At 47.3% G+C, this 23,740-nt stretch carries 18 protein-coding genes; 11 read left to right on the top strand and 7 right to left on the bottom strand.

Going from position 1 to position 23,740, the window contains the following annotated elements:
• Positions 1 to 53: 53 nt before the first annotated feature.
• Positions 54 to 2,090: an FG-GAP repeat protein gene (locus tag H5647_RS20045; protein WP_045860780.1), complete on the top strand. Its 2,037-nt coding sequence runs from the start codon at positions 54 to 56 to the stop codon at positions 2,088 to 2,090.
• Positions 2,091 to 2,141: 51 nt separating this feature from the next.
• Here the strand turns inward: H5647_RS20045 and H5647_RS20040 are convergent, their stop codons facing one another.
• Together H5647_RS20040 and H5647_RS20035 are read right to left on the bottom strand one after the other, a co-directional pair.
• Positions 2,142 to 3,218 (bottom strand): GGDEF domain-containing protein, encoded by a 1,077-nt coding sequence (locus H5647_RS20040; RefSeq protein ID WP_045860779.1) that lies wholly within the window; start codon positions 3,216 to 3,218, stop codon positions 2,142 to 2,144.
• Positions 3,219 to 3,319: 101 nt separating this feature from the next.
• Positions 3,320 to 3,724 carry a GFA family protein gene (locus H5647_RS20035; protein ID WP_045860778.1) on the bottom strand — a complete coding sequence of 135 codons (405 nt, stop codon included), beginning with the start codon at positions 3,722 to 3,724 and terminating at the stop codon, positions 3,320 to 3,322.
• A gap of 233 nt (positions 3,725 to 3,957) precedes the next feature.
• Between H5647_RS20035 and H5647_RS20030 the strand changes: the two genes are divergently transcribed.
• The 7 genes from H5647_RS20030 to H5647_RS20000 all read left to right on the top strand — a co-directional run bounded on the left by H5647_RS20030 (position 3,958) and on the right by H5647_RS20000 (position 13,765).
• Positions 3,958 to 4,590 carry a lytic transglycosylase domain-containing protein gene (locus H5647_RS20030; RefSeq protein WP_045861581.1) on the top strand — a complete coding sequence of 211 codons (633 nt, stop codon included), beginning with the start codon at positions 3,958 to 3,960 and terminating at the stop codon, positions 4,588 to 4,590.
• 186 nt (positions 4,591 to 4,776) lie between these two features.
• Positions 4,777 to 6,177 carry an imelysin family protein gene (locus H5647_RS20025; RefSeq protein WP_045860777.1) on the top strand — a complete coding sequence of 467 codons (1,401 nt, stop codon included), beginning with the start codon at positions 4,777 to 4,779 and terminating at the stop codon, positions 6,175 to 6,177.
• A gap of 105 nt (positions 6,178 to 6,282) precedes the next feature.
• Positions 6,283 to 7,959 (top strand): di-heme oxidoreductase family protein, encoded by a 1,677-nt coding sequence (locus H5647_RS20020; protein WP_045860776.1) that lies wholly within the window; start codon positions 6,283 to 6,285, stop codon positions 7,957 to 7,959.
• Positions 7,959 to 9,239, top strand: coding sequence for a di-heme oxidoredictase family protein (locus H5647_RS20015; protein ID WP_052692233.1), 1,281 nt, complete (start codon positions 7,959 to 7,961; stop codon positions 9,237 to 9,239). The genes H5647_RS20020 and H5647_RS20015 overlap by 1 nt, the downstream gene beginning before the upstream one ends.
• 36 nt (positions 9,240 to 9,275) lie before the next feature.
• Positions 9,276 to 10,409, top strand: coding sequence for an imelysin family protein (locus tag H5647_RS20010; protein WP_045860775.1), 1,134 nt, complete (start codon positions 9,276 to 9,278; stop codon positions 10,407 to 10,409).
• 3 nt (positions 10,410 to 10,412) lie between these two features.
• Positions 10,413 to 11,513, top strand: coding sequence for a DUF1513 domain-containing protein (locus tag H5647_RS20005; RefSeq protein ID WP_045860774.1), 1,101 nt, complete (start codon positions 10,413 to 10,415; stop codon positions 11,511 to 11,513).
• A gap of 50 nt (positions 11,514 to 11,563) precedes the next feature.
• Positions 11,564 to 13,765 carry a TonB-dependent receptor family protein gene (locus H5647_RS20000; protein WP_052692232.1) on the top strand — a complete coding sequence of 734 codons (2,202 nt, stop codon included), beginning with the start codon at positions 11,564 to 11,566 and terminating at the stop codon, positions 13,763 to 13,765.
• A gap of 98 nt (positions 13,766 to 13,863) precedes the next feature.
• Here the strand turns inward: H5647_RS20000 and H5647_RS19995 are convergent, their stop codons facing one another.
• From H5647_RS19995 to H5647_RS19985, 3 genes are read right to left on the bottom strand one after another with little or no spacing between them, the layout of a single operon-like run.
• Positions 13,864 to 14,892 (bottom strand): ABC transporter ATP-binding protein, encoded by a 1,029-nt coding sequence (locus H5647_RS19995; protein ID WP_045860773.1) that lies wholly within the window; start codon positions 14,890 to 14,892, stop codon positions 13,864 to 13,866.
• The gene (locus tag H5647_RS19990; protein ID WP_200911608.1) at positions 14,879 to 16,543 is read right to left on the bottom strand and encodes an ABC transporter permease; all 1,665 of its coding nucleotides are present in this window, start codon (positions 16,541 to 16,543) and stop codon (positions 14,879 to 14,881) included. Before H5647_RS19990 ends, H5647_RS19995 begins: the two co-directional genes overlap by 14 nt.
• Positions 16,544 to 16,550: 7 nt before the next feature.
• Positions 16,551 to 17,570 carry a Fe(3+) ABC transporter substrate-binding protein gene (locus H5647_RS19985; RefSeq protein ID WP_045860772.1) on the bottom strand — a complete coding sequence of 340 codons (1,020 nt, stop codon included), beginning with the start codon at positions 17,568 to 17,570 and terminating at the stop codon, positions 16,551 to 16,553.
• Between the two features lie 92 nt (positions 17,571 to 17,662).
• On the opposite strand from H5647_RS19985, the gene H5647_RS19980 reads away from it, so the two are divergent.
• Together H5647_RS19980 and H5647_RS19975 are read left to right on the top strand one after the other, a co-directional pair.
• Entirely contained in the window at positions 17,663 to 19,981 is a 2,319-nt protein-coding gene (locus tag H5647_RS19980) for a serine/threonine-protein kinase (protein ID WP_236074990.1), read from the top strand.
• Between the two features lie 243 nt (positions 19,982 to 20,224).
• A complete protein-coding gene (locus tag H5647_RS19975; RefSeq protein ID WP_045860771.1) occupies positions 20,225 to 21,706 on the top strand; it encodes a response regulator in 1,482 nt (493 codons plus the stop codon).
• Positions 21,707 to 21,723: 17 nt separating this feature from the next.
• Here H5647_RS19975 and H5647_RS19970 read toward each other — a convergent pair whose 3' ends face one another.
• Positions 21,724 to 22,026, bottom strand: a complete 303-nt coding sequence (locus H5647_RS19970; protein ID WP_328825627.1) for a bacterioferritin-associated ferredoxin — start codon at positions 22,024 to 22,026, stop codon at positions 21,724 to 21,726.
• 374 nt (positions 22,027 to 22,400) lie between these two features.
• Here H5647_RS19970 and H5647_RS19965 point away from each other — a divergent pair, with 374 nt between their 5' ends.
• A complete protein-coding gene (locus H5647_RS19965) occupies positions 22,401 to 23,003 on the top strand; it encodes a peroxiredoxin (protein ID WP_045860769.1) in 603 nt (200 codons plus the stop codon).
• Between the two features lie 150 nt (positions 23,004 to 23,153).
• Here H5647_RS19965 and H5647_RS19960 read toward each other — a convergent pair whose 3' ends face one another.
• Positions 23,154 to 23,690 (bottom strand): lytic transglycosylase domain-containing protein, encoded by a 537-nt coding sequence (locus tag H5647_RS19960; RefSeq protein WP_236074988.1) that lies wholly within the window; start codon positions 23,688 to 23,690, stop codon positions 23,154 to 23,156.
• Positions 23,691 to 23,740: the final 50 nt, after the last annotated feature.

The following is a 23,740-nucleotide window of genomic DNA, read 5'->3' as shown; positions in this document are numbered from 1 at the left end:
CGTCTTACCGCTGACAAGCGGTATCTCATCAATGATTAACTAAAGGGGTTTGAATGAAGAATGCGTGGCGAGTGATAGCGAGTGTACTTATGGTGTTTCTGGTACAAGGATGTGGTGGCAGTGACAACACGGAGAGTGAATCCGAAGACGATTCAACGCCTGACACCTTTTATTTCACCGACCAGTACGGGCTTGGATTAGGCGTGTATGCCGAGTCTAATATTATTGAAGTATCGGGTTTTGATGTTGAAATCGCCGTTAGCATTGAAGGGGGAGAGTATTCGATTAATGGAGGTGAATTTACGAGTGAAGACGGCACCATTGTTGACGGACAAAATGTCACGGTGCGTGTATTCACGTCAAATGAATTGTACACCTCAGTGTCGGCGACACTCACAATTGGGGAGGTCGCTGATACGTTTAGTGGCCGAACCGCCTCGTTGTCGCTCTATGCGCGGCACAGTTTTAAAGGGTTGACCTTCTATTGGAATAGCGTCAGCACTGCCACACATTATCGTTTGTGGGGGCAGTTGCAGCGAGATGCTGAATACGAGCAAGTTGGTCGAGATTTTGATGGCACCATTCACTCCACGCGAGTCGAGATACCATTACACCGATTTGATTGGTTCAATGCTCAGTTTAAACTCGAAGCCTGCATAGACGACGATTGTTTTTTTACGCAGGCTATAGATGTAGCCAGTTTGCGTGCGCAAGCGGTTGGGTATATTAAAGCGGATAATACGGAAGCCTTTGACGGGCTTGGCGTTGTCGCAATCAGTGCCGATGGCAATACCCTTGCGGTTGGCGCAGCAGGTGAAGATAGTACTGCACAGATTAATGGTGACAGGGGCAGCAATGACAGCAGTGGCTCCGGTGCTGTTTATGTCTATAAAAAGAGTGGAATGGATTGGTATTTTCAAGCGTATCTTAAGGCCAATAATGTTGGCGCGGGTGATGGCTTTGGTACAGCGTTAAGTTTAAGTGGTGATGGCAATGTGTTGGTGGTAGGCGCGCCATATGAATCAAGTTCTGCGATGGGCGTTGGTGGAAATGGTGGCGATAATTCTGCGGAACATGCGGGAGCGGCGTATGTGTATCAACGCTTGGGTGATGTGTGGTTGCAGCGTAGTTACTTAAAAGCCTCGGACACCACGGCGCAGGCTTTATTTGGTTCATCGGTTGCCATAAGCGCTTATGGCGGCACTATTGCCGTTGGTGCACCAAAGCACTCTAATGAGTTAGGCGCTTTGTACGTGTATACCGTTAACGGTGAAAGCTGGCAAGTGGAAGCAGCTTTAAGGGCACCGCAAGGGGAAAGTGGGGATCGTTACGGAGCATCAATATCCTTAAGCGCGGCAGGCGATATGCTTGTTGTCGGTGCGCCAGGAGAGTCGTCCAACAGCGTGGGTGTCAACCTTGATCAGACCGACAATAATACGCCGTTTGCGGGGGCTGCTTATGTGTACGCTCGGCAAGGTTCAAATTGGGTGTTTGATACATATCTAAAAGCCTCCAATACCGACAGAAATCAATTACTGGGTGCGGCCGTTTCAATAAGCGCGCTTGGAAATACAATTGCATTGGGTGCGCCGGGCGAATCGAGTAGTAGTGTTGGCCTTAACGGCGACCAAGCAGATTTTTCGGCTGAAAGCAGTGGTGCGGTGTATGTCTTTACGCGTGGCAACGAAATGGCATGGCAGCAACAAGCCTATGTGAAAGCCTCGAACACGGATATTGGCGATAAATTTGGTGATGCCTTAGCGTTAAACGCAACGGGAACATTGTTAATGGTGGGCGCGCCGAACGAGGACAGTGGGAACACCGAAGTCGATAGCCATGACGGCGATAACGCTGCTGTTGATGCCGGCGCGGTGTATGCTTTTGAGTTGGCAGAGCAATGGCAGCAAGTAAAATATGTAAAATCACCGAACGCTGGAGCCGGAGACCGTTTTGGTGAATCTCTTGTTATCGATGCCTCGGGCAACACTCTTGTGGTGGGGGCTGAAGGCGAAGATAGCCATCACGTAGGGGTGGATGCAGTGTTAAATAGTAATGCAGCGCAAGATTCTGGAGCGGTTTATTTGTTTTAAAACCTAAAGTTGATAGTAATGAATAGAGCGCAGGGGGTCGGCCTTTGCGCTCTATTTCCCTACCACGGTTAACTTCATTTTTTGTTTTTCGACGTACATTCGATGGTCCGCCTGCTGGATTAAGTTGTCAGCATCTAAAAAACTTTCGGGCCCTGTTTGAATAATACCGATACTCACCGAAACATTCTCAGGGTACTGCTTAAGTTCTTCCGCAAAACGAGTAGAGTAAATGGTTTTAGCGTGCTCTTCAGTACAATTGGGTAAAATTACGCAAAACTCGTCGCCTCCGTATCGGAAGGCACTGTCTTCACAGCGTGAGACTAACTTAATCGTATCACTTACGGCACGCAATATTTCATCGCCTTTCATATGGCCATGAGTATCGTTAATGTGCTTAAAATCATTAATATCAAAGTAAACAAAACAGATGGGTTCATTGCGGCGCTGGGCCGCGCGCAAAGTGCCGGTGAGCGTGTCGTGTAAATGACGTACGTTTAACAAACCTGTTAACGGGTCTGTTCGTGAAAGGCGCTCTAACTGTGCTGTTCTCTCCCGCACTTTATCTTCCAAATCTCTAGCGTATTGATCAGATTTTTCTTTGGAAATTTCTATCTCCGTCAATAGGCTCCGTATGTAGGTATCAAACACTAGTGTAACGTCAAATTGCAGGATTTTTTCGAGGGCGAGCAATACCTTTGTTAAATGCTCCGTATCCGATATGGCGTTTTTTAACATATCGTTTAGGAGTGTTTTTAAGGTGAATATAGCTGAAAGGTATAGTTTGGGTTCTACTCCAATACGTTTGTGTACCAAGCCAATCCGTAATCGATTGTTGACGTACTCAAGATCGTAAAAACCACTGAACAAATCGACAACATATTTTCGTTGTGCAATGCGCAATCGCATTAGCGTGTCGCTGTCACCAATAAGAAGGGATATTTCTGGAATGTTGGTTTGAGATTCGTAAAACTGCGATACAAGAATGTCGATATTCGCGTCAAGAATAGGCCTAACGGATTTTAATGCGGTTATATCTTCCTCGGAAAGAGCGAATAATCGCTTCCTGTGTTCGACTTCGAACTCTCCTATACGCATTTGCTCTAAAAGGCTTTGGTCCGTTTGCTTCACATCGATTCTACTTTAAAGGAAGGTCAAATTAATTGACGATACGTTGAGTTTAGAAGAGTTTTTTTAAAATGCGCGAACTAGAGGAAACGCCGAGTAATACTTTATGTTTTGAGGGGTAATGCGTTATGTTTTTTAAGGTTATGTGTTTCCACAAACCACGCTGGGCGAGACCCCCAAAAAATGCACTGTTGAGGTTGTTCCATTAATTCCTCATCCAACGTGCCGGCAGGTACAACAATATTGGGTACGCCTTGAGCTTGCCAGGGTAAAGATGAGCCACACCTTGTACAAAAGCACGTAGCAAAGTATTTCGCATCGGGTTTTTGAAACCGCTGGATAGAAGATTGGCCTTTCAGCCAACGAAATTGGCTAGGCGCAACAAAAATGTTTGCGGCGTGCGCGCTGCCCGTGAATTTTCGGCAACGGCTGCAATGACAATATTGAAACATTTTAAAAGGCGGGGTTATTTCGTAGTGAACATTACCGCACAGACAGCTTCCTTTCATTATTCGATCCCCATGTTTTCGGTGGTGAGCGGCTTAACTTAAGAGGTAAATATAGAGCATAGAGGGCGTTTTAGGCGCGTGATTGGCAGGCAGGGTATAGCGGCTAGAATCTTAATGAGAATGCTGTATTATGCCCCTTGCTGTGATGGGCGTCACAAAATCGCCTGTTGTATGTTTTGCCTGCTATGCTTGGTTCACGCTGGGTTCTGTCCTCGATTGGGGTTGTTTTTTTCATGCTTATATCTTCTCGCCACCGCGTGTTTGTGGCGCCATTCTTTGCCGCGGGCGCACTGCTTTTGTCGGTTAATACGTATTCTCAAACGCTCGTTTCTGTGGAAATGCATAAGTATGTTGACCCGCAGGGGCGAACCCATTATTCCGATCGTGCGATGCACGATGGATATGTAAAACTCGTGAAGACAGTGAGAGGTTGGCAAACGCCCATTCGCGCACATGATTACGAAAAGCATCGTGATATTTATCGCCCGTTTATTGTGAGTATTTCAGAGCGATATCAGGTTTCACCGGTTCTTACCGAAGCGGTTATTCATGTAGAAAGTTACTTCGACCCAGAAGCCGTATCACGCGCGGGCGCTATGGGTCTCATGCAGTTAATGCCTGCTACGGCACGCCGTTACGGCGTTTTTAATCGCCGAAATGCGATAAAAAATATAGAAGGTGGCGTGCAGTATTTGCGTGACTTGATGGTAATGTTTGATAACGACTTAGAGTTGGTGTTGGCCGCTTATAATGCAGGTGAGGCTGCGGTTAAGCGTTATGGCAATCAAATTCCACCGTACTCCGAAACGCAAAATTACGTTAAAAAAGTGCGTTTAAAAATGCATAAGCTCAATACTGGCGCCTGATCTAGCAGAGTAAGGGCGTTTGGCTGCGCCCCACCTATCCACCTCTTTCCCCACACCGCAACGCACTAACCTCTACGCCTTTCTTAGGCTCAAACTTCCGGTTATGATTCTTAAGTTGTCAATCTAAATGATAACCTATATCATTCGCAGTTATTGTTTATGATAACTGGCTTTTTGGGGGCTTTGATGAGTTTTTATAAGATTGCGTTGGCAGCTAGCCTGTCATTTGGGTTGCTAGCCTGTGGTGGAGACGACGGCAAAGACGGCGTTGCCGGTACTAATGGTGTAAATGGCGTTGACGGAAACGATGGCGCAAACGGCATACCTTCGCTTGTAACCACAGCGGATGTTGTACGAACCAACGCCAATATTGCGTATGCAAGTTACAGTGACTCATTCATTACCGCTGTAGCATTGCAGCAAAAACTAGAAGCTTTAGTGGATGCTCCGTCTGCTGAGACATTGATGGACGCAAAAACAGCTTGGCTGGCGGCACGAGAGCCTTATGGCCAGACGGAGGTTTACCGTTTTCGTGAAGGCCCTATCGATGCCCTTAATGGTGACGGTTCTATGGGAAGCGACGGCGATGGTCCAGAAGGTCGTATCAATGCGTGGCCGCTAGGCGAAGCCCTTATCGATTATGTTGCTAACCAAGTCGATGGTGATTCGCGTCCAGAAAGCTCCAGCTCTTCTGCAGATATTAGTTTTAATATTATTGCCGATGTTGATTCTTTTCCTTCCATTACCGCCGACACGCTCACCGCTAATTTCGAGCTGGGTGGCGACGAACGCAACGTGACGACCGGTTATCACGCCATTGAGTTTTTACTGTGGGGTCAGGATTTAAATGAAGATCTTGCCGGTACGGGTGAACGTGATACGTCAGCGGGGCAGCGTCCTTATACCGATTATGTTACCGGTATTTCCTGTACCAGTGGTGCAGATAGCGCAGATGCCAGTATTTGTGAGAGACGCGGTGACTACTTGTTGGCCGCAGGCGATTTGCTTATAGATGATTTACAGGCGCTCGTAGAAGCTTGGAACCCCAGTATTGCTGACAACCACTATGCCGATTTTGTTGCCGGTGGTAATGCGAGCCTTGCTGCGATTCTAGAGAGCATGGGTCGGTTGGGCTTTGGTGAACTTGCCGGTGAGCGCATGAATATCGCGTTATTGCAAGATTCTCAAGAGGATGAGCATTCTTGTTTTAGTGACAACACTCATCGTGATATTTACCTCAACGCTAAAGGTATTGATAACAGCTTCCATGGGGAATACACCCAAGTTGATGGTGACGTTGTCAGTGGTGCAGGTATTGGTACTTTATTGCTCGCAAGTGGCGAGATTGAGTTAGAAAATCAGCTTCGTGCAGCATTAGAAGACACCATGATTAAAGTGGATGTTATTGATCAAACCGCTCAAGCGGGTTTGCCCTTTGATAATCAAATTCAGACCGCGTCTGCACGTGCTGCTATATCGGCTGCGATTGCTGGTTTAGCTGCCCAGACAGCCGTAATTGAAGATGTTATTCAAGTGTTGAACCTAACAACAGAAGATTTGAGGCAAGATACTGAAGAAGACATTTAGTCTAAATCAATAAATTGACACTTAAGCCCGACGCTTTTAGCCTCGGGCTTTTTGTGTTTTTACACTTAGCGTAAAGTAACGGTTTTTACCGTTATGAGAAAACAAATGAAAATTGCTCGTATTCTAATTTGCTTTACCTCCATAGTGTTCGCCGCTTGTGGTGGTGGAGGTTCTGGTGCTTCAAACGTTACTGCGCCTACGTTGGCTCCCACGCTCGCGCCCACTCTTGAGCCAACGCCTACTCTTGAACCAACGCCTACATCGGAGCCGGAATACCTGCGTTATGAATACAAATCGGGTGGCGATGCGAGTATTGACCGGTTTGATGAGGATGCGTTTAGCCAAAGCCCCGATAGCGTTACGCAAAACCTTAACGACGATGCTGTTTTTAAGCAAGGCAACTTTCTTTTTCGTAATGCGCATGCTGGCGAAGGGCCCTTACTCAATAATCAAACGTGCCAAGGCTGTCATGTCAAAGATGGCAGAGGCCATCCACCGGCAAGTTCGGATGAGGCTTTTACTTCCATGCTGGTGCGATTAAGTTTGGGTAACGACGCGCAAGGAAATCCAATACCCGACCCCATTTACGGAACACAGCTACAAACATTTGGGGCATTACCCAGTGGCGAGCTAGTTGAAGCGAGTTATCAAGGCGCGTTAGATGGCCAAAGCTTAACTGGCGAAGCTTATGCGTTTATTTCGTATGAGACTGTCGCCGGGACGTTTGCTGATGGCAGCCTCTATGCACTTCAAAAACCGCTTTATTATGTGAAAAACCCCGCTTATGGCGGTTTTGCGGAGGGTTTGTTGATGTCTCCGCGTGTGGCTTCACCGATGATTGGTTTGGGGTTACTCGAGGCTATTCCCGCGTCTGTGGTAATGGCCTTGGCCGATCCTGATGATCGGGATAATGATGGTATTTCGGGGCGTGCTCGCATGATTACCAACAATACGACCGGAGCAACAGAGCTAGGCCGTTTTGGTTGGAAAGCGTCAACGGGTAGTGTGTTGCAGCAATCTTCAGGCGCTTACTTAGGTGATATTGGTTTAACCAATCAGTTCAATGTGAGTGAATCCTGTACTGCCGTACAGCTCTCTTGTGTTCATGCGTCTGACACTGAAAACCAACGCGGAGAAGATGTTGATATCAGCGAGTTGGAGCTAGCGTTTGTAGAGTTCTATTCACGGCTTTTGGCGGTACCGGAACGGCGTGGCTATGATGCGGCTGCCCAGTTATGGGAGCCCGATGTAGCGGCAGGTCAACATTTATTTGATGCGAGCGGCTGTAATAGTTGCCACGTTCGCCATCATCAAACGGGCAATGCACAGCCAAGTATTTTGGGTGTTATTGAGGGGCTTTCGGTGTTGGTTCCATCTGAAGAGCCTATTGAGGTGCTTAGCCAGCAGCATATTTGGCCACACACCGATCTACTCCTTCATGATATGGGAGGACACTGTAATACGGTTGTGCGTGAAACTTTGCAAGGCGAGAACTGCACCGAAGGCGAAAGCTGTCTTTGGGTAAAGCGCTGTGAGGGTTTGGCGGATGGTCGTCCAGACGGCGAGGCCACCGGCACCGAATGGCGTACCACACCGTTATGGGGGCTGGGCTTAACCCAAACCGTGAACCCAAAAGCCGGTTTTCTACATGACGGCCGAGCGCGCACCATTGAAGAGGCCATTCTTTGGCACGGTGGCGAAGCGCAGGCTTCGCAGCAAGCCTTTATTGCTATGCCTGTTGCAGACCGTAACAAGTTATTAGCGTATTTGCGTTCTCTTTAATGTTGGGGTTGTTGCAGCGTTTAGTCTGGGGGGCGGTACTGTGTAGCGTTAATGTTATTGCGTACGCATCGCCTCAATGGGTGAAACCTATCGACGGTTTAAGCGTTGCCGAACAACAACGTTTTTGGACAGGATTTTCACTGTTTCGTAGCCCTTGGGTAGCCGCTCCCGCCTCAACGACAGGTCGCGATGGGTTAGGGCCATTATTTAATGCGCGTTCTTGCGATGCTTGCCATCACAATGGGGCGCAAGGTGATTTACCCGAGCATGGCTTTGGTGCCGTTATTCGCCTAGGCCATGTCGACAAAATGGGTGGCAACAACAGCAGCGTATACGGTGAACAGCTCCAGCCGTTGTCTATCGATAGCGTAACGGGCGGCAAACAAATACCACCAGAAGTTTTGTGGGGGGTGCAATGGCAGCCCATTAGCCTGCCGTTGGCAGGGCAAATCTATTCGTTAAAAAAACCCGTGCTTAATTATACGTACTGGTCACACGGGGCAATAAGTAAAAGTTTGCCGCAATCGCTACGGTTGGCGCCGTCCTTGTTTGGTTTGGGTGAACTCGAAGCGTTAAGTGAAGCGGCTATAGTGGCCAACGAAGATATTGCTGATGGAGATGGCGATGGTCTTTCCGGCAAGGCTAACCGCGTTTTAGATCGAGCGACGGGGAAGTTAGCGGTAGGCCGTTTTGGCCATAAAGCAGAGCAGCCAAATTTACGTCAACAAATTGCAGCGGCATTTTTTCAAGATGTTGGTATTAGTTCGTGGCTCTATCCCGCGCAAAATTGTTCCGTTGTGCAAACCCAATGCAGGGCAAGGGTGAACGGCAATTCGGAAGACGAAAATACTGAAATTAGCCGTGAAAAATTAGCGTTAGTTGAAGATTTTTCTCGTTGGCTGAAAGCCTCGTCGGGTGGAGAAAATAAAAAAATGGCGGGTTACCAGCTGTTTGTAGGTAGTGGTTGTGATGGCTGCCATCGTAATTTTGAAGCGGCAGCTATAAGAAGTGATTTGTTATTGCACGATATGGGAGAAGGCCTTAGCGATGGTAGAACAGTAGGGCAGGCTACCGCGCGCGAATGGCGAACCATGCCGTTGAGAGGTTTGGGGCGCAAGCTTCAGCATACGCCAGTGCAGCTGCTTCATGATGGTCGTGCAGGAACGCTCGAAGAGGCAATTCTCTGGCATGGTGGTGAGGCAGCAAAAGCTAGGCAGCGCTATTTGCAGTTAACGCCGCCGAATAAAAAAGCATTCATTCAATTTTTAACTACATTATAAGCACATATTCATAGCGACCAAAAAGAGGACGCAGTTTTGAAACACTTAAATACAGTATCAATAGTGGTAAAGAGTTTATCGTTATGCGCGAGTTTAGCGCTCGTTGCTTGTGGCGGTAGTAGTGGAGGGAGTGGTGGAACCACGGCCACTAGTAGCAGCTCCTCGAGTAGTGCTTCATCGGTTAGTACAACCGCCTATACTCTTGCTGATTTCTCTTCAGATTTAACCGCTTCTATTCGAGAAAATTATTTACAATTGAATACCGATGTTGCGGCGCTAAATACTGCCGCATCAGAGTTTTGTACCGATTCCAGCAGCGCGACCTTGTTTGATGATGTGAAACAACGTTGGGTCGCCGCGCAACGCAGTTGGCAGAGCGTGCAGGGTATTAATTTTGGCCCCGCGAATGACAGTAATCGTCGTTACCTTATTGCGTTCTATCCTATTGATGACGCGAGTCTAAGTGAGCGGGTGGCTTCCCTTATTTTGGGGTCACAAAATATTGCAGAGGCAATTCCGGCGAGTGCGGCTGAGCTGCAAGGCTTTCCGGCATTAGAGTATGTTTTGTTTCGGGAAAATGCATTAGAGCTAATTAATGTTCCCTCCGACAACGTTCGTTATTGTGGGTTTATCGAAGCTGTCAGCCAAAATCTTGTGTCGTTGGTTACACCCATTCATTCTGAATGGGTGGGTAGCTATGGCGATAATTTTTCATCTGTGGCGAATGCTCAAACCTCATTAGAAAGTTGGTTTGGTGGTATAACAGAGCAATTGCAGGTGGTAGAAGACAGTAAGCTGCGGCAAGTTTCGGCAGGTAATACGGATAATCTTGAGTCGCCGTTTGCCATGGTCTCGCGTGATAATATTATTCAAAATATTGATAGCTTATCGTCAATCTACACCATGGGTGACACCAGTGGTTTGGACTATTTATTAGTGAGTAGCGATCTTGCATCGTTGAGTGTCGATTTTTCATCTCGGCTTTCTCAGTTTTACACCGCGGCAGGGAGTAGCGACACCACCTTGGCCGCTCTTTCTGCAACGGAGAACGGCGTAGTCGAAATAGATTCCATTGCCGAAGCCACTCACCAAGTATTGGAATATTTCGCTAGTGATATTGCGGACGGTCTCGGCATCTATATTGGCTTTAACGGTGCCGATGGAGACTAATCCATGAATCGCCGGCAATTAATTGGTTGGGGTTTAGGTGCGGGGGCTTTAATTTCTGTTGGTGGTGCGGGAGTATTTTATCGCCGCCAAGAGGTTGCGTTACTCAGCGCTGCCTCAATTGGCGATAAGCACTACGGCGTATTGCTCGATGCGAAAGGGCGAATACTACAGCAGACAGCATTACCTTCGCGCGCACACGCGGCTGTCTACAATCCGGATAAGCAGCAGGCGCTATTTTTTAGCCGCAGGCCAGGCACAGAGCTTTATGTGGTGGGGTTGGGTAAAAAAGGGGTTGCAACGGTTAATAGTGAGCCGGGACGTCATTTCTATGGGCACGGTATATTGTCGGCGGATAACCGCTATTTATTGGCAACTGAAAATGACTATCAAGCGGGTCGAGGCGTTATTTCTATTCGGGATGCAAAAGCGGGTTATCGGTTAATTAACGAAATTCCCAGCCATGGTATTGGTCCACATGAATTGGCCTTTGTCTCGGATGATAGCGGAGCTACCGATAAACTCGTTGTCGCGAACGGTGGTTTGCTCACGCATCCGCAATTATCGCGTGTGCCAAAAAATATCGATTCGATGCAGCCCAATATTAGTTTTATTCAATGGCAAGAAGACCGTTTGCTGAGTCAGTGGGAGCCTCCAAATAATCAATTAAGTTTACGTCACTTATCGGTTGAAAAGGGTGTGGCAACGATTGGGGCACAATATCAAGGTGCTGCTCTCGACGATGTTCCGCTTGTATTTAGTGCATCCGAACATTCTGACATGAAAGCGTTAGCGGTGAATAATAATTTTAATGCTGCCCACGCGAAATATACGGCAAGTGTTTGTTCGCTTCGAGAGGGGGGCGCACTTGTGTCATGCCCAAAAGCGAATAGAGTCAGTTTGTGGGACAAAAACACATTACTACAGTCTGCAGCTGTACGAGACGTTGCGGGTCTCGCGCGATTGAGGTCAAGCGATACACTTATTTACAGTAGTGGTGATGGCACCGTGGGAACCATACGCATTGATAAAAACCGACTATTCTTTACACCTTTGCAGATCCATAGTGGTTTGCGTTGGGATAACCATTTAATTGCCGTTAGCTAAAATGTTAGCCAATGCGGAAACTTTATTAAAAATTTTATAAAAAGATCATTATGAAAATAAAATTGTATGTTGGGGCCATCTTGCCGTTTGCGTGTGTGTTATCGCAAGTGAGTATTGCTGAAACAATTGTGGATGAGCAAAATGCTGCGCCTTCAGGCTTGGTGGAAGAAATGCTGGTCACTGGTGGAGCGGAGGCAATTTACTCCCTAAGCGGGTCCGCAACTTTTATTGACGAAGATGCAATCGCGAAATTTGAAATTACTGACATCAACGCATTAATGCGAGATGTGCCGGGCGTGTATATTCGCCAAGAGGATGGTTTTGGCCTTCGTCCTAATATAGGGTTGCGGGGAACGTCCAGTGAGCGTAGTTCCAAAATCACCATGATGGAAGACGGCATTCTTATTGGCCCAGCACCTTACTCGGCACCTGCAGCTTATTATGTTCCCAATATCGCGAGGATGGCGGCAGTGGAAGCCTATAAAGGCCCTGCAGCAATTGAGTACGGCCCGCATACTGTCGGTGGCGCTATTAACTTTGTAACGCGCTCGGTGCCTGAATCTCAGCACGGCGAATTAAGCGCGACACTTGGCAGTTATGGCTCGGAAAAATACCGTGCCTATTACGGTAATCGCGTTGATCAATGGGGCTTTTCTGTTGATGCGTTGCGTTACGGGTCGGATGGTTTTAAAGAACTTGATAACGGTGGCGATACAGGTTTTGTACGTAATGATATTAATGCTAAGTTAAGTTGGCAGTCGTCTGTTAGTGCAAATGTTTATCAGGAGCTGCTTATAAAGGCCGGCTACGCCGATGAGATGTCTCATGAAACTTATTTGGGGTTAACAGAATCGGATTTTGTACAAACGCCACTGCGCCGTTATTCTGCCAGCCAACTCGATCAGTTTGATTCTGAACACCAGCAGTTACAGTTTTTACACAGCGCAGAATTTAATAGTGGTTTAAAAGTGGTTACGCGAGCTTATCATCATGAATATGATCGTGCGTGGAATAAGTTTGACGGGATTATTAACGGCGTTGATTTGCGTACTATATTGGAAAGCCCAGAAATTTTTGCGACACAAATGCAATTGTTAAGCGGCACGGTGGACAGTAACCGTGCCAGTAGCCAACGTTTGGATATTACCAATAATAGCCGCGTTTACGGTGTGGATGGTGTTCAAGTTGAAGGGGCGTATGAGCTAACGCTTGGAGGCTGGAACCACAAAATTAATAGCGGTATTCGCCTTCATAGTGATTGGGTTGAACGGGACCACAGGCCGCGTGGTTATTTTATGACGGCTGGCGAACTCGAATTTGATGGCGACTTATCACGCTTACCCAAAACCTTAAACCGTGGTGAAGCAACGGCGCATGCCCTTTTTATTCGTGATGAAATAAACATTGGCCGCTGGGAATTAAATGCAGGTGTACGTTACGAGAGTATTGAGTCAACGTTTGTAGAGCAGGCCGGTGCCGGCGACGCGTTTAGTCATACGCAAGAGGTCGTTATGCCTGGAGGCGGCTTGTTCTATAGCGTGACTGAGGGCTTTGGGGTTCTGTTGGGTATTAACAAAGGCTTTTCCGCAAAGTCAGCATCCGCGAGCCCCGAAGTTGAACCAGAAGAAAGTATCAATTACGAATACGGCTTACGTTATAGAACGGATAGCGTAAGCGTTGATGCTATTGGGTTTTTCAGTGATTACAGTAATTTACTTGGGCGCTGCCGGGCATCAGATCCTTGTGCAGGAGAAGAATTTAACGGCGGCGAAGTTGATGTGTCGGGCCTTGAATTTAGCGCGCACTTTAATCATGCCTTGAGCGGTGGATGGCAGCTTCCGGTGAGCGTTGTTTACACGTTTACCGATGCTAGCTTTGCGACGGGTTTCGAATCTGGTTTCGATATTTGGGGAACCGTAAACGCAGGCGATCAATTGCCGTATTTACCGGAGCATCAAGGCCGTATTTCGGTGGGTTTAGAGTCAGACAAAATAGTGACGAGTTTCGCCGTAAATTATAGCGGAGAAATGCGAGAAATTGCCGGTAGCGGTGAGATGGAGGCCGGTGCTTATACAAAAGCACTTACCACAATGGATGTATCGGTGAGTTATGCGCTGAGTTCTGATGTGAGTGTACGGCTTGTTGGCCAGAATTTATCGGACGAACAAGAAATCGTGTCTCGACGACCTTACGCCGCACGACCTAATGCACCGAGAATGATTAAAATTGGCGTTAAGTGGCAATTTGATTAGTGAGTACAAGGGCCCAGAATAGGCCCTTTTTTGTTTTAACTGTGCGCATGTATCAATGTGAAATTAATACATTCTTAAATAAAAGAGAGTAGCGCTGGTTAGCGGAGTAACGTAACGGGCTGTTTGTGCAAGCTAATACCGTGAGATTCGCCAATGGCAAAATCTAGGTGGTTGGCGCTTACGGTTCTAAGTGTTAGGCCACTCGAGAGTTCGACGGTGTACCGACTATCGGCGCCGCGAAATTCTTTTTCTACTATTCGGGCTTCATTACTGCTGTGAGGATTGAACGAAATCATTTCTGGGCGAATCAGTACGTGCACGTTTTCAGCAGTAGTAAATGTATGTTTGAAGCACGCGTGCTTGCCTAAACAGGTTTCCACATGTCCATCTTCAGTGACATGGCCTGGGATATAAGTGCCTTCACCAACAAAATTGGCAATTTTTCGGCTCACCGGTTGTGCATAGACTTTTTCGGGCTTATCCCACTGTTGTAGTACGCCGTCCATAATGACTCCTAAATTGTCTGCCATACAAAACGCTTCAGCCTGATCGTGGGTTACCATGAGTGTTGTAATATTGCGGTCACGCAAAATGGTGCGTAATTCAGACGAAAGCTGGCTGCGTAGGTCTGCGTCGAGATTGCTGAATGGTTCGTCGAGTAACAATAGATCGGGATCTGGCGCCAGTGCGCGTGCAATCGCAACACGTTGTTGTTGACCGCCAGACAATTGATGACAATAACGGTTTGCGTTTTGCCGTAACCCAACGAGCTCTAGCATTTCTATGGCTTTCTTTTTTGCGTCGGCTGCGCTTAGTTTTCGTAAACCAAACCGGACGTTCTCTTCAACGTTGAGGTGCGGGAACAGTGCGTAATCTTGAAACACCATACTAAATTTACGGTGTTCAGGTTCTACTAAAGTGTGTTTGTCACTTACCGTTTTGCCGCGTAGCTGTATGGAGCCTGAGTCGAGCTGTTGAAAACCTGCAATCGCGCGCAAAATAGTGCTTTTGCCGCTGCCCGAAGGGCCGATTAAACAAGCGGTTTCACCCTTGTTAATGTGCAAGCTTATTTTTTTTACGACGGCTGCTTTGTCGTAGGCCAGTGTAATATGATCAAGTTTGAGCATGACGTGTTTCGTGCTGTTGAATGGCTCGGGTTAACAAGATAACCGGAATTAGGCTAATAAGTACAATAGTGAGTGCTGGCAGTGCGGCTTCTTGTAAGCGTTCATCGGAAGCCAGCTCATACGCTTTTACGGATAAAGTATTGAAGTTGAAGGGGCGCAGTATCAGTGTGGCAGGCAGTTCTTTCAGTACATCAACAAAGACTAGCAATAAAGCACTGAGAATACTGGTGCGTAAAATAGGAATGTGAACGTTAGTGAGTACGGCGGGCTGGCCCAAACCGGTGGAGCGCGCGGCTTGGTCCATACTGGGCTTTATTCTGTCGAGGCCTACATCTATTTGTTGAAGTGCAACGGCCAAAAAGCGAACCGCGTAAGCAAAGATTAACGCGAACAGGGAGCCAGAGAGTAACAAGCCTGTGCTTATACCGAAGGTGCTGCCCATTATTGAGTCGATTATTTTATCGAGAGCGGTAAGTGGGACAATAATACCAACGGCGATGACAGTTCCCGGTACGGCATATCCCATACTGGCGAGACTAATGGTTGGCACAGTGAGCGTGTGTCGTAAGCGGCGTGCGTAGCCGAAAATAATTGCGAGAATTACAATTGCGATGCTGGCGGTAGCGGCGAGATAGAAACTGTTGCCTAGTGCTTCGAAAAAACGAGGGTTTAGTTGCTGAGGGCCGGTTTGTATCGCCCAGCTAAGTAGCAGCCAAAGTGGTACGACAAACCCTAGTGCAAAGGGCAGTAAACAGATAGCCGCAGCACCTATTGCGGTAAACCCTCTTAATGGAATGCGTGCGGGTTTTTGTGTTTTTACACCGAGATAGTAATACTGGATTTTGCGTCGAGAATATTTTTCGAGAATAAGTACGGTGAGCACAAATAAAACCAGTAGTGCCGATAGTTGTGCGGCGGCGGCGCTATTGCCCATACCAAACCAAATACGAAAAATACCGGTGGTGAAGGTATTTACGCCAAAGTATTGAACGGTTCCAAAATCCGCGAATGCTTCCATCATTGCCAGTGCAACGCCTGCGAGAATAGCGGGGCGGGCAAGGGGAATAGCAACGCGAAAGATGAAGTACCGGTGGCTGTAGCCTAGCGATCGAGAAGCTTCATACAGAGAGATTGATTGCTCTGCAAAGGCGTTGCGGGCGAGCAAATACACATAAGGGTATAGCACCAGTGACATCATGCAGATGGCGCCGGGAAGGGAGCGAATTTGGGGGAACCAATAGTCACCGTAGTGCCAGCCGAAGGCGTCGCGCAACGCGGTTTGAATGGGCCCTGCAAAGTCTAAAAAGCCGGTGTAACAATACGCAATGATATACGCTGGCATTGCCATGGGGAGCAGCACTAACCAGCTTAGAGAATGCCGCAGTGGAAACTCATACCGACTACAAATCCAGGCGAGCGTGGTGCCAATGATAAATGTACCAGTGCCGACGCTAATGGCGAGAATAAGCGAATTACTGATATAGCTGCCTAAAACGGTGTCGGCAAGATGGCGCCATACATCTGGCTGAGGCTCAAGAAAACTGAAGCCAATGACCAGTAATGGCAGTAACAGCAATACGGCCAGCAGTAACGTTAACCACTGCCAGCCGAAGGATTGGATTTTCGTAACGAATATATGGAAGAGTTTCAAAGGTGGATTACTTCCAGCCAGCTTTGTCCATCAGTTTTAGCGCAGTAGCGTTTAGCTCCCCTACTTTTTCGAGCGGGATTTTCTCCGACTTAAAATCGCCGAATGATGTTAGTACGCCGCTTTTATGGACGTCTTTGCGCACGGGGTATTCGAAATTTGTTTCGGCATACCAAGCCTGCGCTTCTTTGCTCATCATAAAATCAATGAGTGTTTGCGCTTCCACTGTATTTTTAGCGTATCGAGCAATGGCTGCACCGGAAATGTTCACGTGCGCACCACGATCTTGCTGGTTGGGCCACACTACCGCTACCTTGCTGGCGGCGGCGGTTTCGCTTGGGTCGCTACCGGATAACATGCCGGCTAGATAATAGGTGTTGGCGATGGCCACATCACATTGGCCTGCGGCGACAGCTTTGATTTGGTCTCGGTCTCCACCCATGGGAGGGCGAGCGAAATTTGCGACCAATCCTTGTATTATTGACATGGTCTTTTCTTCACCCAGTTGTTGGATTAAGGCGGCGACCATGGATTGGTTATAAATGTTGCCTGATGAGCGAACGCAGAGCTTGCCTTTCCATTGCGGGCTGGCGAGATCTTCGAGGCTGGTCAGTTTTGTAGCGTTGACTCGGTCGGGCGCAACCATAAAGGGCCGCGCTCGTAGTGTAAGACCAACCCAGTGCCCTTCAGAATCTTGTAAGTGAAGGGGGATATTCTTGGCGGCGGAGGGGGATGCATAGGCCTGTGTTAAGCCTTGTGATTTAGCACGAACTAGGCGGCCAACATCTGTTGTAAGCAATATATCGGCGGGGCTGAACTTACCTTCATTGGCCATACGTACGATGAGAGCGTCAGCTTTGCCGGTAATTAGGTTGACTTTAATGCCGGTTTTTTCCGAGAATTGGTCCAGCAAAGGTAAAATTAGCGCTTCTTTTCTTGCCGAGTACACGTTAACTTCTTTAGCTATTGACCACTGAGGCAAGGCAGCAAGGCTTAACAGTGTTAAAAAACCAATAATTTGTTTGTACATACGTCTTTCTCACCAGTAAATGTATTGCGCGGATGCTACATTAAACGAGAATCTTTCTCAATTGGGTTTTGTGGCTTAGGCGCTATTATTTGATGTCAGCTAAGATTAATCTTTGCGGGCATAATAGGGTATTGCATCATAATAATGATTACGGATTTAACTCAATGGCTTTAGCGATTCCTGGCTACCAAATACTTCGTACCTTAGGGCGTGGTGGAATGGCTACTGTTTATCTTGCGCAACAGGATATTTTTGAGCGCAAAGTCGCGTTAAAAGTTATGTCCAAGGCGCTCGCAGATGACGAAGCATTTGGAAAACGTTTTTTTCGCGAGGCCAAGATCGTAAGCCAGTTGGTTCACCCTAACATTGTTACAGTATATGACGTAGGGCTAGAAGGCGGTAACTACTTTTTATCGATGGAGTACATTGATGGGCGTGATTTGAAGCAAATGCGCAAAACGCTGTCGCTTCAAGAAAAAATTAATGCGGTTATCGATATTGCGCGTGCACTTAAATATGCAGGTGATAAGGGGTATGTACATCGTGATATTAAGCCAGAAAACATTCTTTTTCACAGTAGTGATGGGAGGGCTGTATTAACCGATTTTGGCATTGCGCGTGCGGCAGAAACCGATGTCAGCATGACGCAAACAGGCTTAGCTATTGGCACACCGCACTATATGAGCCCAGAGCAAGCCAAGGGTAAGCCGGTTGATTCTCGGTCGGATATCTACAGTTTAGGCGTCGTCTTTTTTTTGCTGCTTACAGGGCGGGTACCTTTTGATGCAGAGTCAGCGGTTGCGATAGGGATAAAACATATTACTGAAACTGTACCGTTGCTGCCGGAGGGCATGGCGGCATTACAGCCCATTATTGATACATTATTGGCTAAAAAGGCGGGTTTTCGTTATCAAGACGGGGATGAGCTTATTGATGACTTGGAACGCATAGATATCGCGCTTTTAGAGCAATCCATTGCTTACGAGGTATCCTCCGTTCCAGAGGTAGATTGTGAGAGCCCAACGGAAGAAGGGCCGCCGGTAACCGATGCTGACCTGGCTTTGATGTATAGCGATTCTGACGAAAGGCTTCATGAGCGTGGCGGTTGCACGCCGTGGTTGGTGGGCCTATTAATTATGGCCAGCCTCGTTGCATGGGTGTTCTATTATCAGCGCCCCGATATTGCGGGGCCTTGGTTGGAGCAAGGAAAAGCGACAGTAGAGCGCTATTATGATAAAGCGCTTATGTGGTATGAATCGGCCACATCGGATCCCGTAACGTCTGGGCCGTCTGCTATTCACCACGACACGCCTGCGCCAAGTGATGTAAACCAAACGTTGCAAACAAAGAGCGTGTTCGTGAAGCCTAGACCGATGGTTGGCGATATCGCTACAACATCGGACGAGCAGGAGCCATACGAGCAACCGGCTATCGCGACAACCGTGCCAGTGGCGGATGTTATTGCTGATATTGCGCCTGTGGTTGATATCACATCGTACGAATCGTATGAGCTTCAGTTAGAAACCTTAAGGTTACAGTACGAGAGTGATGCGACTTATTTGGCCGAATTGGTGAGCTTGCATCAAGTAGTGCTGAATGACTATCCCGCTAAAACTGAGGTAGAGCGTTCGTTGGCGGCGTTACAGCATCAGGAACTCGAAGCCATATCCGATCTCTTGGCCACCGCTAGAGTTGAGGCTGCGGTTAGGAAGCTTCAGCAAGTAAAGGCTCTCTTTGTTAATTTACCCATTGAACAAATACGCGTGTTCGACACGGAGATTACCCATCAGCAAACGGTAACCCAGTTGTTGAGCAAAGCTGATCAGTATCACGAACATAATCAGCTTACCCATCCCAAAGGGCATAATGCATTAACGAGTTATCGCGAGGTTTTAGCGCTTTCGCCCAAGAATGCTCAAGCGATAAAAGGTGTGGCGCTTATTGCTGGCAAACTCGTGCATCTCGCTCAAAAGGCTTACGATCAGGAGCGCCTTGCTATGGCGAAATCTGATATAGAGCGTGCGTTAGAGGCAAACCCTAGTAGCATAGAGGCGCAGAAGCTTCGCGATAAAATTGAGGCTGCGCTGCAGCACCAGCGAGATGTTCGTAATTGGCTTGCGCGCGCTCGTTCACGTATGGACACTCAAGATTACTATTCTCCACAAAACGATAGTGCATACCATTATTATCAAATGGTGCTGGCGCTTGAGGCGGCCAATACGCAGGCTATTACAGGGCAGAAGCAAATGCTCGATCGCTTTGCGCGCAATATATGGGGGTTGGTAGGAAATGAACAGTTTACGCTTGCAAGGAGACAGCTTGCGCAAGCCCTTCAAGCAGAGCCTTCCAATAAGCGGTTGCTCTCCCTGTCAGACGCGGTCGAAGAAGTGCTCGCCGATAAGGCGCCTTAGTGCTCGTTGTGTAGAGCCACTCGCCATTATTCTTTTCACTATAGATTTTAAGCGTACTAATCCACGATTAAGCGTGCCTTCACAGCGGTGGAAGCCGATTCTTTTGCTATTCTTCAAAAATGCGGTGTATTGATTTCGAGTATTGGGTTGGCATCTTGTTGGGCGGTGGTCGTCCGCAGGTATTGCTAGCGTATAACGCGATGGTTTTCGGGTGCACAGCCGTTAGGAACTGGAGAGTCTACGTTGAGGGTTAGAGTATTTTTAGGCGGTGCGCCGGGCGATGTTATTACGGTTTTGACCGACGTATGCGAGGAACTCGGTTACGAGGTTCTTGCGTGTGAAGAGCTTATATGTGCGCGTAAAATTATCGCAGAAGAAACGGTTGATCTTGTCTGCTTAGCGCATTATTTACAAGATGGAACGGCGTTTGAGCTCTGTCGAGAGATGCGTAAACAGCCTCTTTGGCGTGATTGCCCCATTTTGCTGGTGACAGAAAGGGCTAACCCAGCACTTATCGAAAAAGCGTTTGCCGCAGGCTTTAATGAAGCGTTTCATCTTAAGCAAAAAGAGGCACTTCGTACGTTTGTTGCTCGTTACGGCGCCTACCATAGCGCTATTTCGGGCAAGGTTTTGTTGGTTGAAGATTCTTTATCGCAACAAAAAATTGTAACGGCCATGTTGGAGCAGGTGGGTTTAACGGTTCATTGCTGTGATGATGTGAACAGTGCTCTGGCGGCGTACAACGACGCTTACTTTGATCTCATTATTACGGATGTTGTGCTGGAGGGGGACTTAACCGGGCTGGACCTGATCGCTCGTATTCGTAGAATGGAAGATGCCCGAGGCGACGTTCCCATTATTGTTATGTCGAGTTATCGTTCGTCGGCACAGCGGCTGGAGCCTTTTAGGATAGGTGCCGATGACTATGTGTCTAAGCCCTTGGAGGGAGATGAACTGCTTGTACGTGCCCGTCGTTTAATTGAATCTCATCAGCTATTTTTACAAGTGCGTGAGCAGCAGAGAAGCTTGGAAAAGACCAATCGTTTTATGACGCAAATGCTCAGCCGCGTCAGCCACGAATGTCGTAATTCGATTAATATCGTTCTGGGCGTATCAAAAATATTGCTTCGTAAAAGCGAATTTACCGCTGATCAAACGCATAAAATCGATACGATTATGAATGCGAGCAAGCACCAATTGTCATTGCTCAATGACATTTTAGATTTTACCAAATTGAATTCTGGCAACATAGCGTTCAACCCCAATGACACGGACGTACCTAGCTTGGTTGCCGAATCGATGAACCTATTTGAATATACGTGCGAGGAGCAAGGGCTAACGCTTCGTTCGTCGATTGCCGATAACCTGCCCGAACAGTGCTTTTTAGACGCAAGGCTAGTTAAACAAGTGTTGATTAACTTACTTGCAAATGCGGTTAAATTCACGGTAAGGGGCGGCATTACGGTTGCCGTCGAAACCCAAGAAGGGGATAGTGGCAAGGCGCTGGTTATTTCAGTAAGGGATACTGGGCCGGGTATTGAAAGCGATGAATTGGACCTGCTTTTTCAGGAGTTTAAACAAACTCAATCAGGGCGAGATTCCGATTCAGGAACAGGCTTGGGTTTATCGTTGTGCGTGGGGTTTGCGACGGTCATGGGAGGGAGTATGGACGTTGTATCGAAGCCTGGAGTAGGCAGCGAATTCATTCTTAAGCTGCCGGTGTGAGGTAGAATTTTTTACGCCTAGGCAACGCTATAAAATAAAGCGTCGAAGTTGCTGCTGGGTTCGTTACTGGACAGTGTTTGAGCAATAATCTCGCTGGCCAAACAGGCGCATTTCCCGCACTGCGTAGCGACACCAAGTTGTTTCTGCACGTCTTGGAAGCTGTTGGCCCCATTATCGACGGCATCTCGAATCTCCGAATCTTTAATGCCTTTACATAAACAAACGTACATAAAACTGACGAAGCCTCTTTTTTCTCTGTGTCTCATAATGAGCACTAATTGAACAGGCTTAAGGTTAGTGGGAATAAGAATGATTGTCAATTAGTTTCGTCGTCATTACTTGTCTTGTGTCAATGACGGTCTAAGGTGTGTGTTGGGCGTCTATCTGGCGGTGATATCAGCATTATGGTGGTTTTATGGCCAAGGAGGAGAGACATTAGGTTTTTTAGCCCTAGGTGATATATAAAATCTATGAATAATGTGCCTCAGGGTGTGTATTATTACCGCTCGCTATTAATATGAGCTTGTTGATTGGCCGATTTTTGGTCAGAGGGTCTTTGTTTTTGCTGAATTGGCTTAAATGTAGGCTCTAGCGATAATGCTAGTTAAAGTCAGCTCTATCGACAATTTCTCGTTACACTTTTTTAAACACATTGTGTTATTCATATTTAAAAACATCTTCCAGGGAGATAAACATGGGCGTATTAGTTGGTAAACCAGCTCCAGATTTCACAGCACCGGCCGTTTTGGGCAGTGGCGAAATTGTTGATTCATTCAACTTCGCAGACGTTACTAAGGGCAAAAAAGCAGTTGTTTTCTTTTACCCTTTGGATTTTACTTTTGTATGCCCTTCTGAATTATTAGCATTTGATCATCGTATTGCTGAATTCGAAAAGCGTGGTGTTGTTGTTATCGGTGTTTCTATCGATTCACACTTTTCCCACAACGCTTGGCGTAACACTGCAATCAATGACGGCGGTATTGGCCCCGTTAAATACACTTTGGTTGCAGATATGACGCACGCTATTTGTCAGGCTTACGATGTTGAGTCTGAAGGCGGTGTTGCTTTCCGTGGTTCGTTTTTAATTGATGAAGACGGTTTGGTTCGTCACCAAGTGGTGAATGACTTACCTTTGGGCCGTAACGTTGATGAAATGTTGCGCATGGTTGATGCTCTTGCTTTCCATCAAGAGCACGGTGAAGTTTGCCCTGCGGGCTGGCAAGACGGCGACAAAGGTATGGATGCATCACCAGAGGGTGTCGCTAAATACTTGAGTGAAAACGCCGAAGGTTTGTAATTCTGCTTTTCTGCACAATGAAAAAGGCCAGCTAAATGCTGGCCTTTTTTTAACGGTATTTTTTACCGAAATATTGTTTATTGCGTTAGCGTATTTTTGACATTAGGCCTATCGGATAGGCCGGCTTGTTTCGTGATAATTTAAGCCGTATTAACGCCAGTTTTTAGACCACGCATTGATGACCTTGTGTGAATAGGTATGTCGGCCATAGCTGCCGTTATAACGTGCTAGTGCATTTGCCCAGTTACCGTCCTCTTTGTCAAGATAGTGCTTGAGGATAGTGCAGCCATATTGCAGGTTTGTTGTTAGGTCTATCAGGTTGTCAGAGTCCCGCCCGATTTCATTCTTCCAAAAAGGCATAATTTGCATCATGCCCTGCGCTCCTACTCGTGAGACAGCGTAGCGGTCAAAATGACTCTCTATTTGAATGACAGCTAAAACAAATTCAGGTGGGAGCATTGCGCGTTTGGCAGCACGATGAACCTCTTTTAATACCATTAAGCGGTAATCGGGTTCTTTAATATACTTTGCCAGTACCGCAGATTTTTGCACCAACCAAACTTCAGCGTCGAATCTATCGTCAAAACTGTCTGCTTCAGCAATTGTTTGTAGCAGTTTTTTTCGTAGTTCAGTATCGACACTGTCACTTTTGGCTGCACTCTGTGGTGAATGTATAAGTAAACTCATCCACAGAGACGCTAACAAAACATAACACCTTCTACGAAGGGTGAGCATGC

Source organism: Teredinibacter purpureus (assembly GCF_014217335.1).
Lineage (GTDB): Bacteria > Pseudomonadota > Gammaproteobacteria > Pseudomonadales > Cellvibrionaceae > Teredinibacter > Teredinibacter purpureus.
The sequence above is the reverse complement of the archived record's forward strand: the minus strand, read 5'-3'. Positions and strand labels throughout refer to the sequence as shown.

Coding starts and splice junctions, on each gene's coding strand:
- H5647_RS20045 (WP_045860780.1), top strand. CDS start 54: ATGAAGAATGCGTGGCGAGTGATAGCGAGTGTACTTATGGTGTTTCTG.
- H5647_RS20035 (WP_045860778.1), bottom strand. CDS start 3,724: ATGAAAGGAAGCTGTCTGTGCGGTAATGTTCACTACGAAATAACCCCG.
- H5647_RS20030 (WP_045861581.1), top strand. CDS start 3,958: ATGCTTATATCTTCTCGCCACCGCGTGTTTGTGGCGCCATTCTTTGCC.
- H5647_RS20025 (WP_045860777.1), top strand. CDS start 4,777: ATGAGTTTTTATAAGATTGCGTTGGCAGCTAGCCTGTCATTTGGGTTG.
- H5647_RS20020 (WP_045860776.1), top strand. CDS start 6,283: ATGAAAATTGCTCGTATTCTAATTTGCTTTACCTCCATAGTGTTCGCC.
- H5647_RS20015 (WP_052692233.1), top strand. CDS start 7,959: ATGTTGGGGTTGTTGCAGCGTTTAGTCTGGGGGGCGGTACTGTGTAGC.
- H5647_RS20005 (WP_045860774.1), top strand. CDS start 10,413: ATGAATCGCCGGCAATTAATTGGTTGGGGTTTAGGTGCGGGGGCTTTA.
- H5647_RS20000 (WP_052692232.1), top strand. CDS start 11,564: ATGAAAATAAAATTGTATGTTGGGGCCATCTTGCCGTTTGCGTGTGTG.
- H5647_RS19995 (WP_045860773.1), bottom strand. CDS start 14,892: ATGCTCAAACTTGATCATATTACACTGGCCTACGACAAAGCAGCCGTC.
- H5647_RS19985 (WP_045860772.1), bottom strand. CDS start 17,570: ATGTACAAACAAATTATTGGTTTTTTAACACTGTTAAGCCTTGCTGCC.
- H5647_RS19980 (WP_236074990.1), top strand. CDS start 17,663: ATGTCAGCTAAGATTAATCTTTGCGGGCATAATAGGGTATTGCATCAT.
- H5647_RS19965 (WP_045860769.1), top strand. CDS start 22,401: ATGGGCGTATTAGTTGGTAAACCAGCTCCAGATTTCACAGCACCGGCC.
- H5647_RS19960 (WP_236074988.1), bottom strand. CDS start 23,690: ATGAGTTTACTTATACATTCACCACAGAGTGCAGCCAAAAGTGACAGT.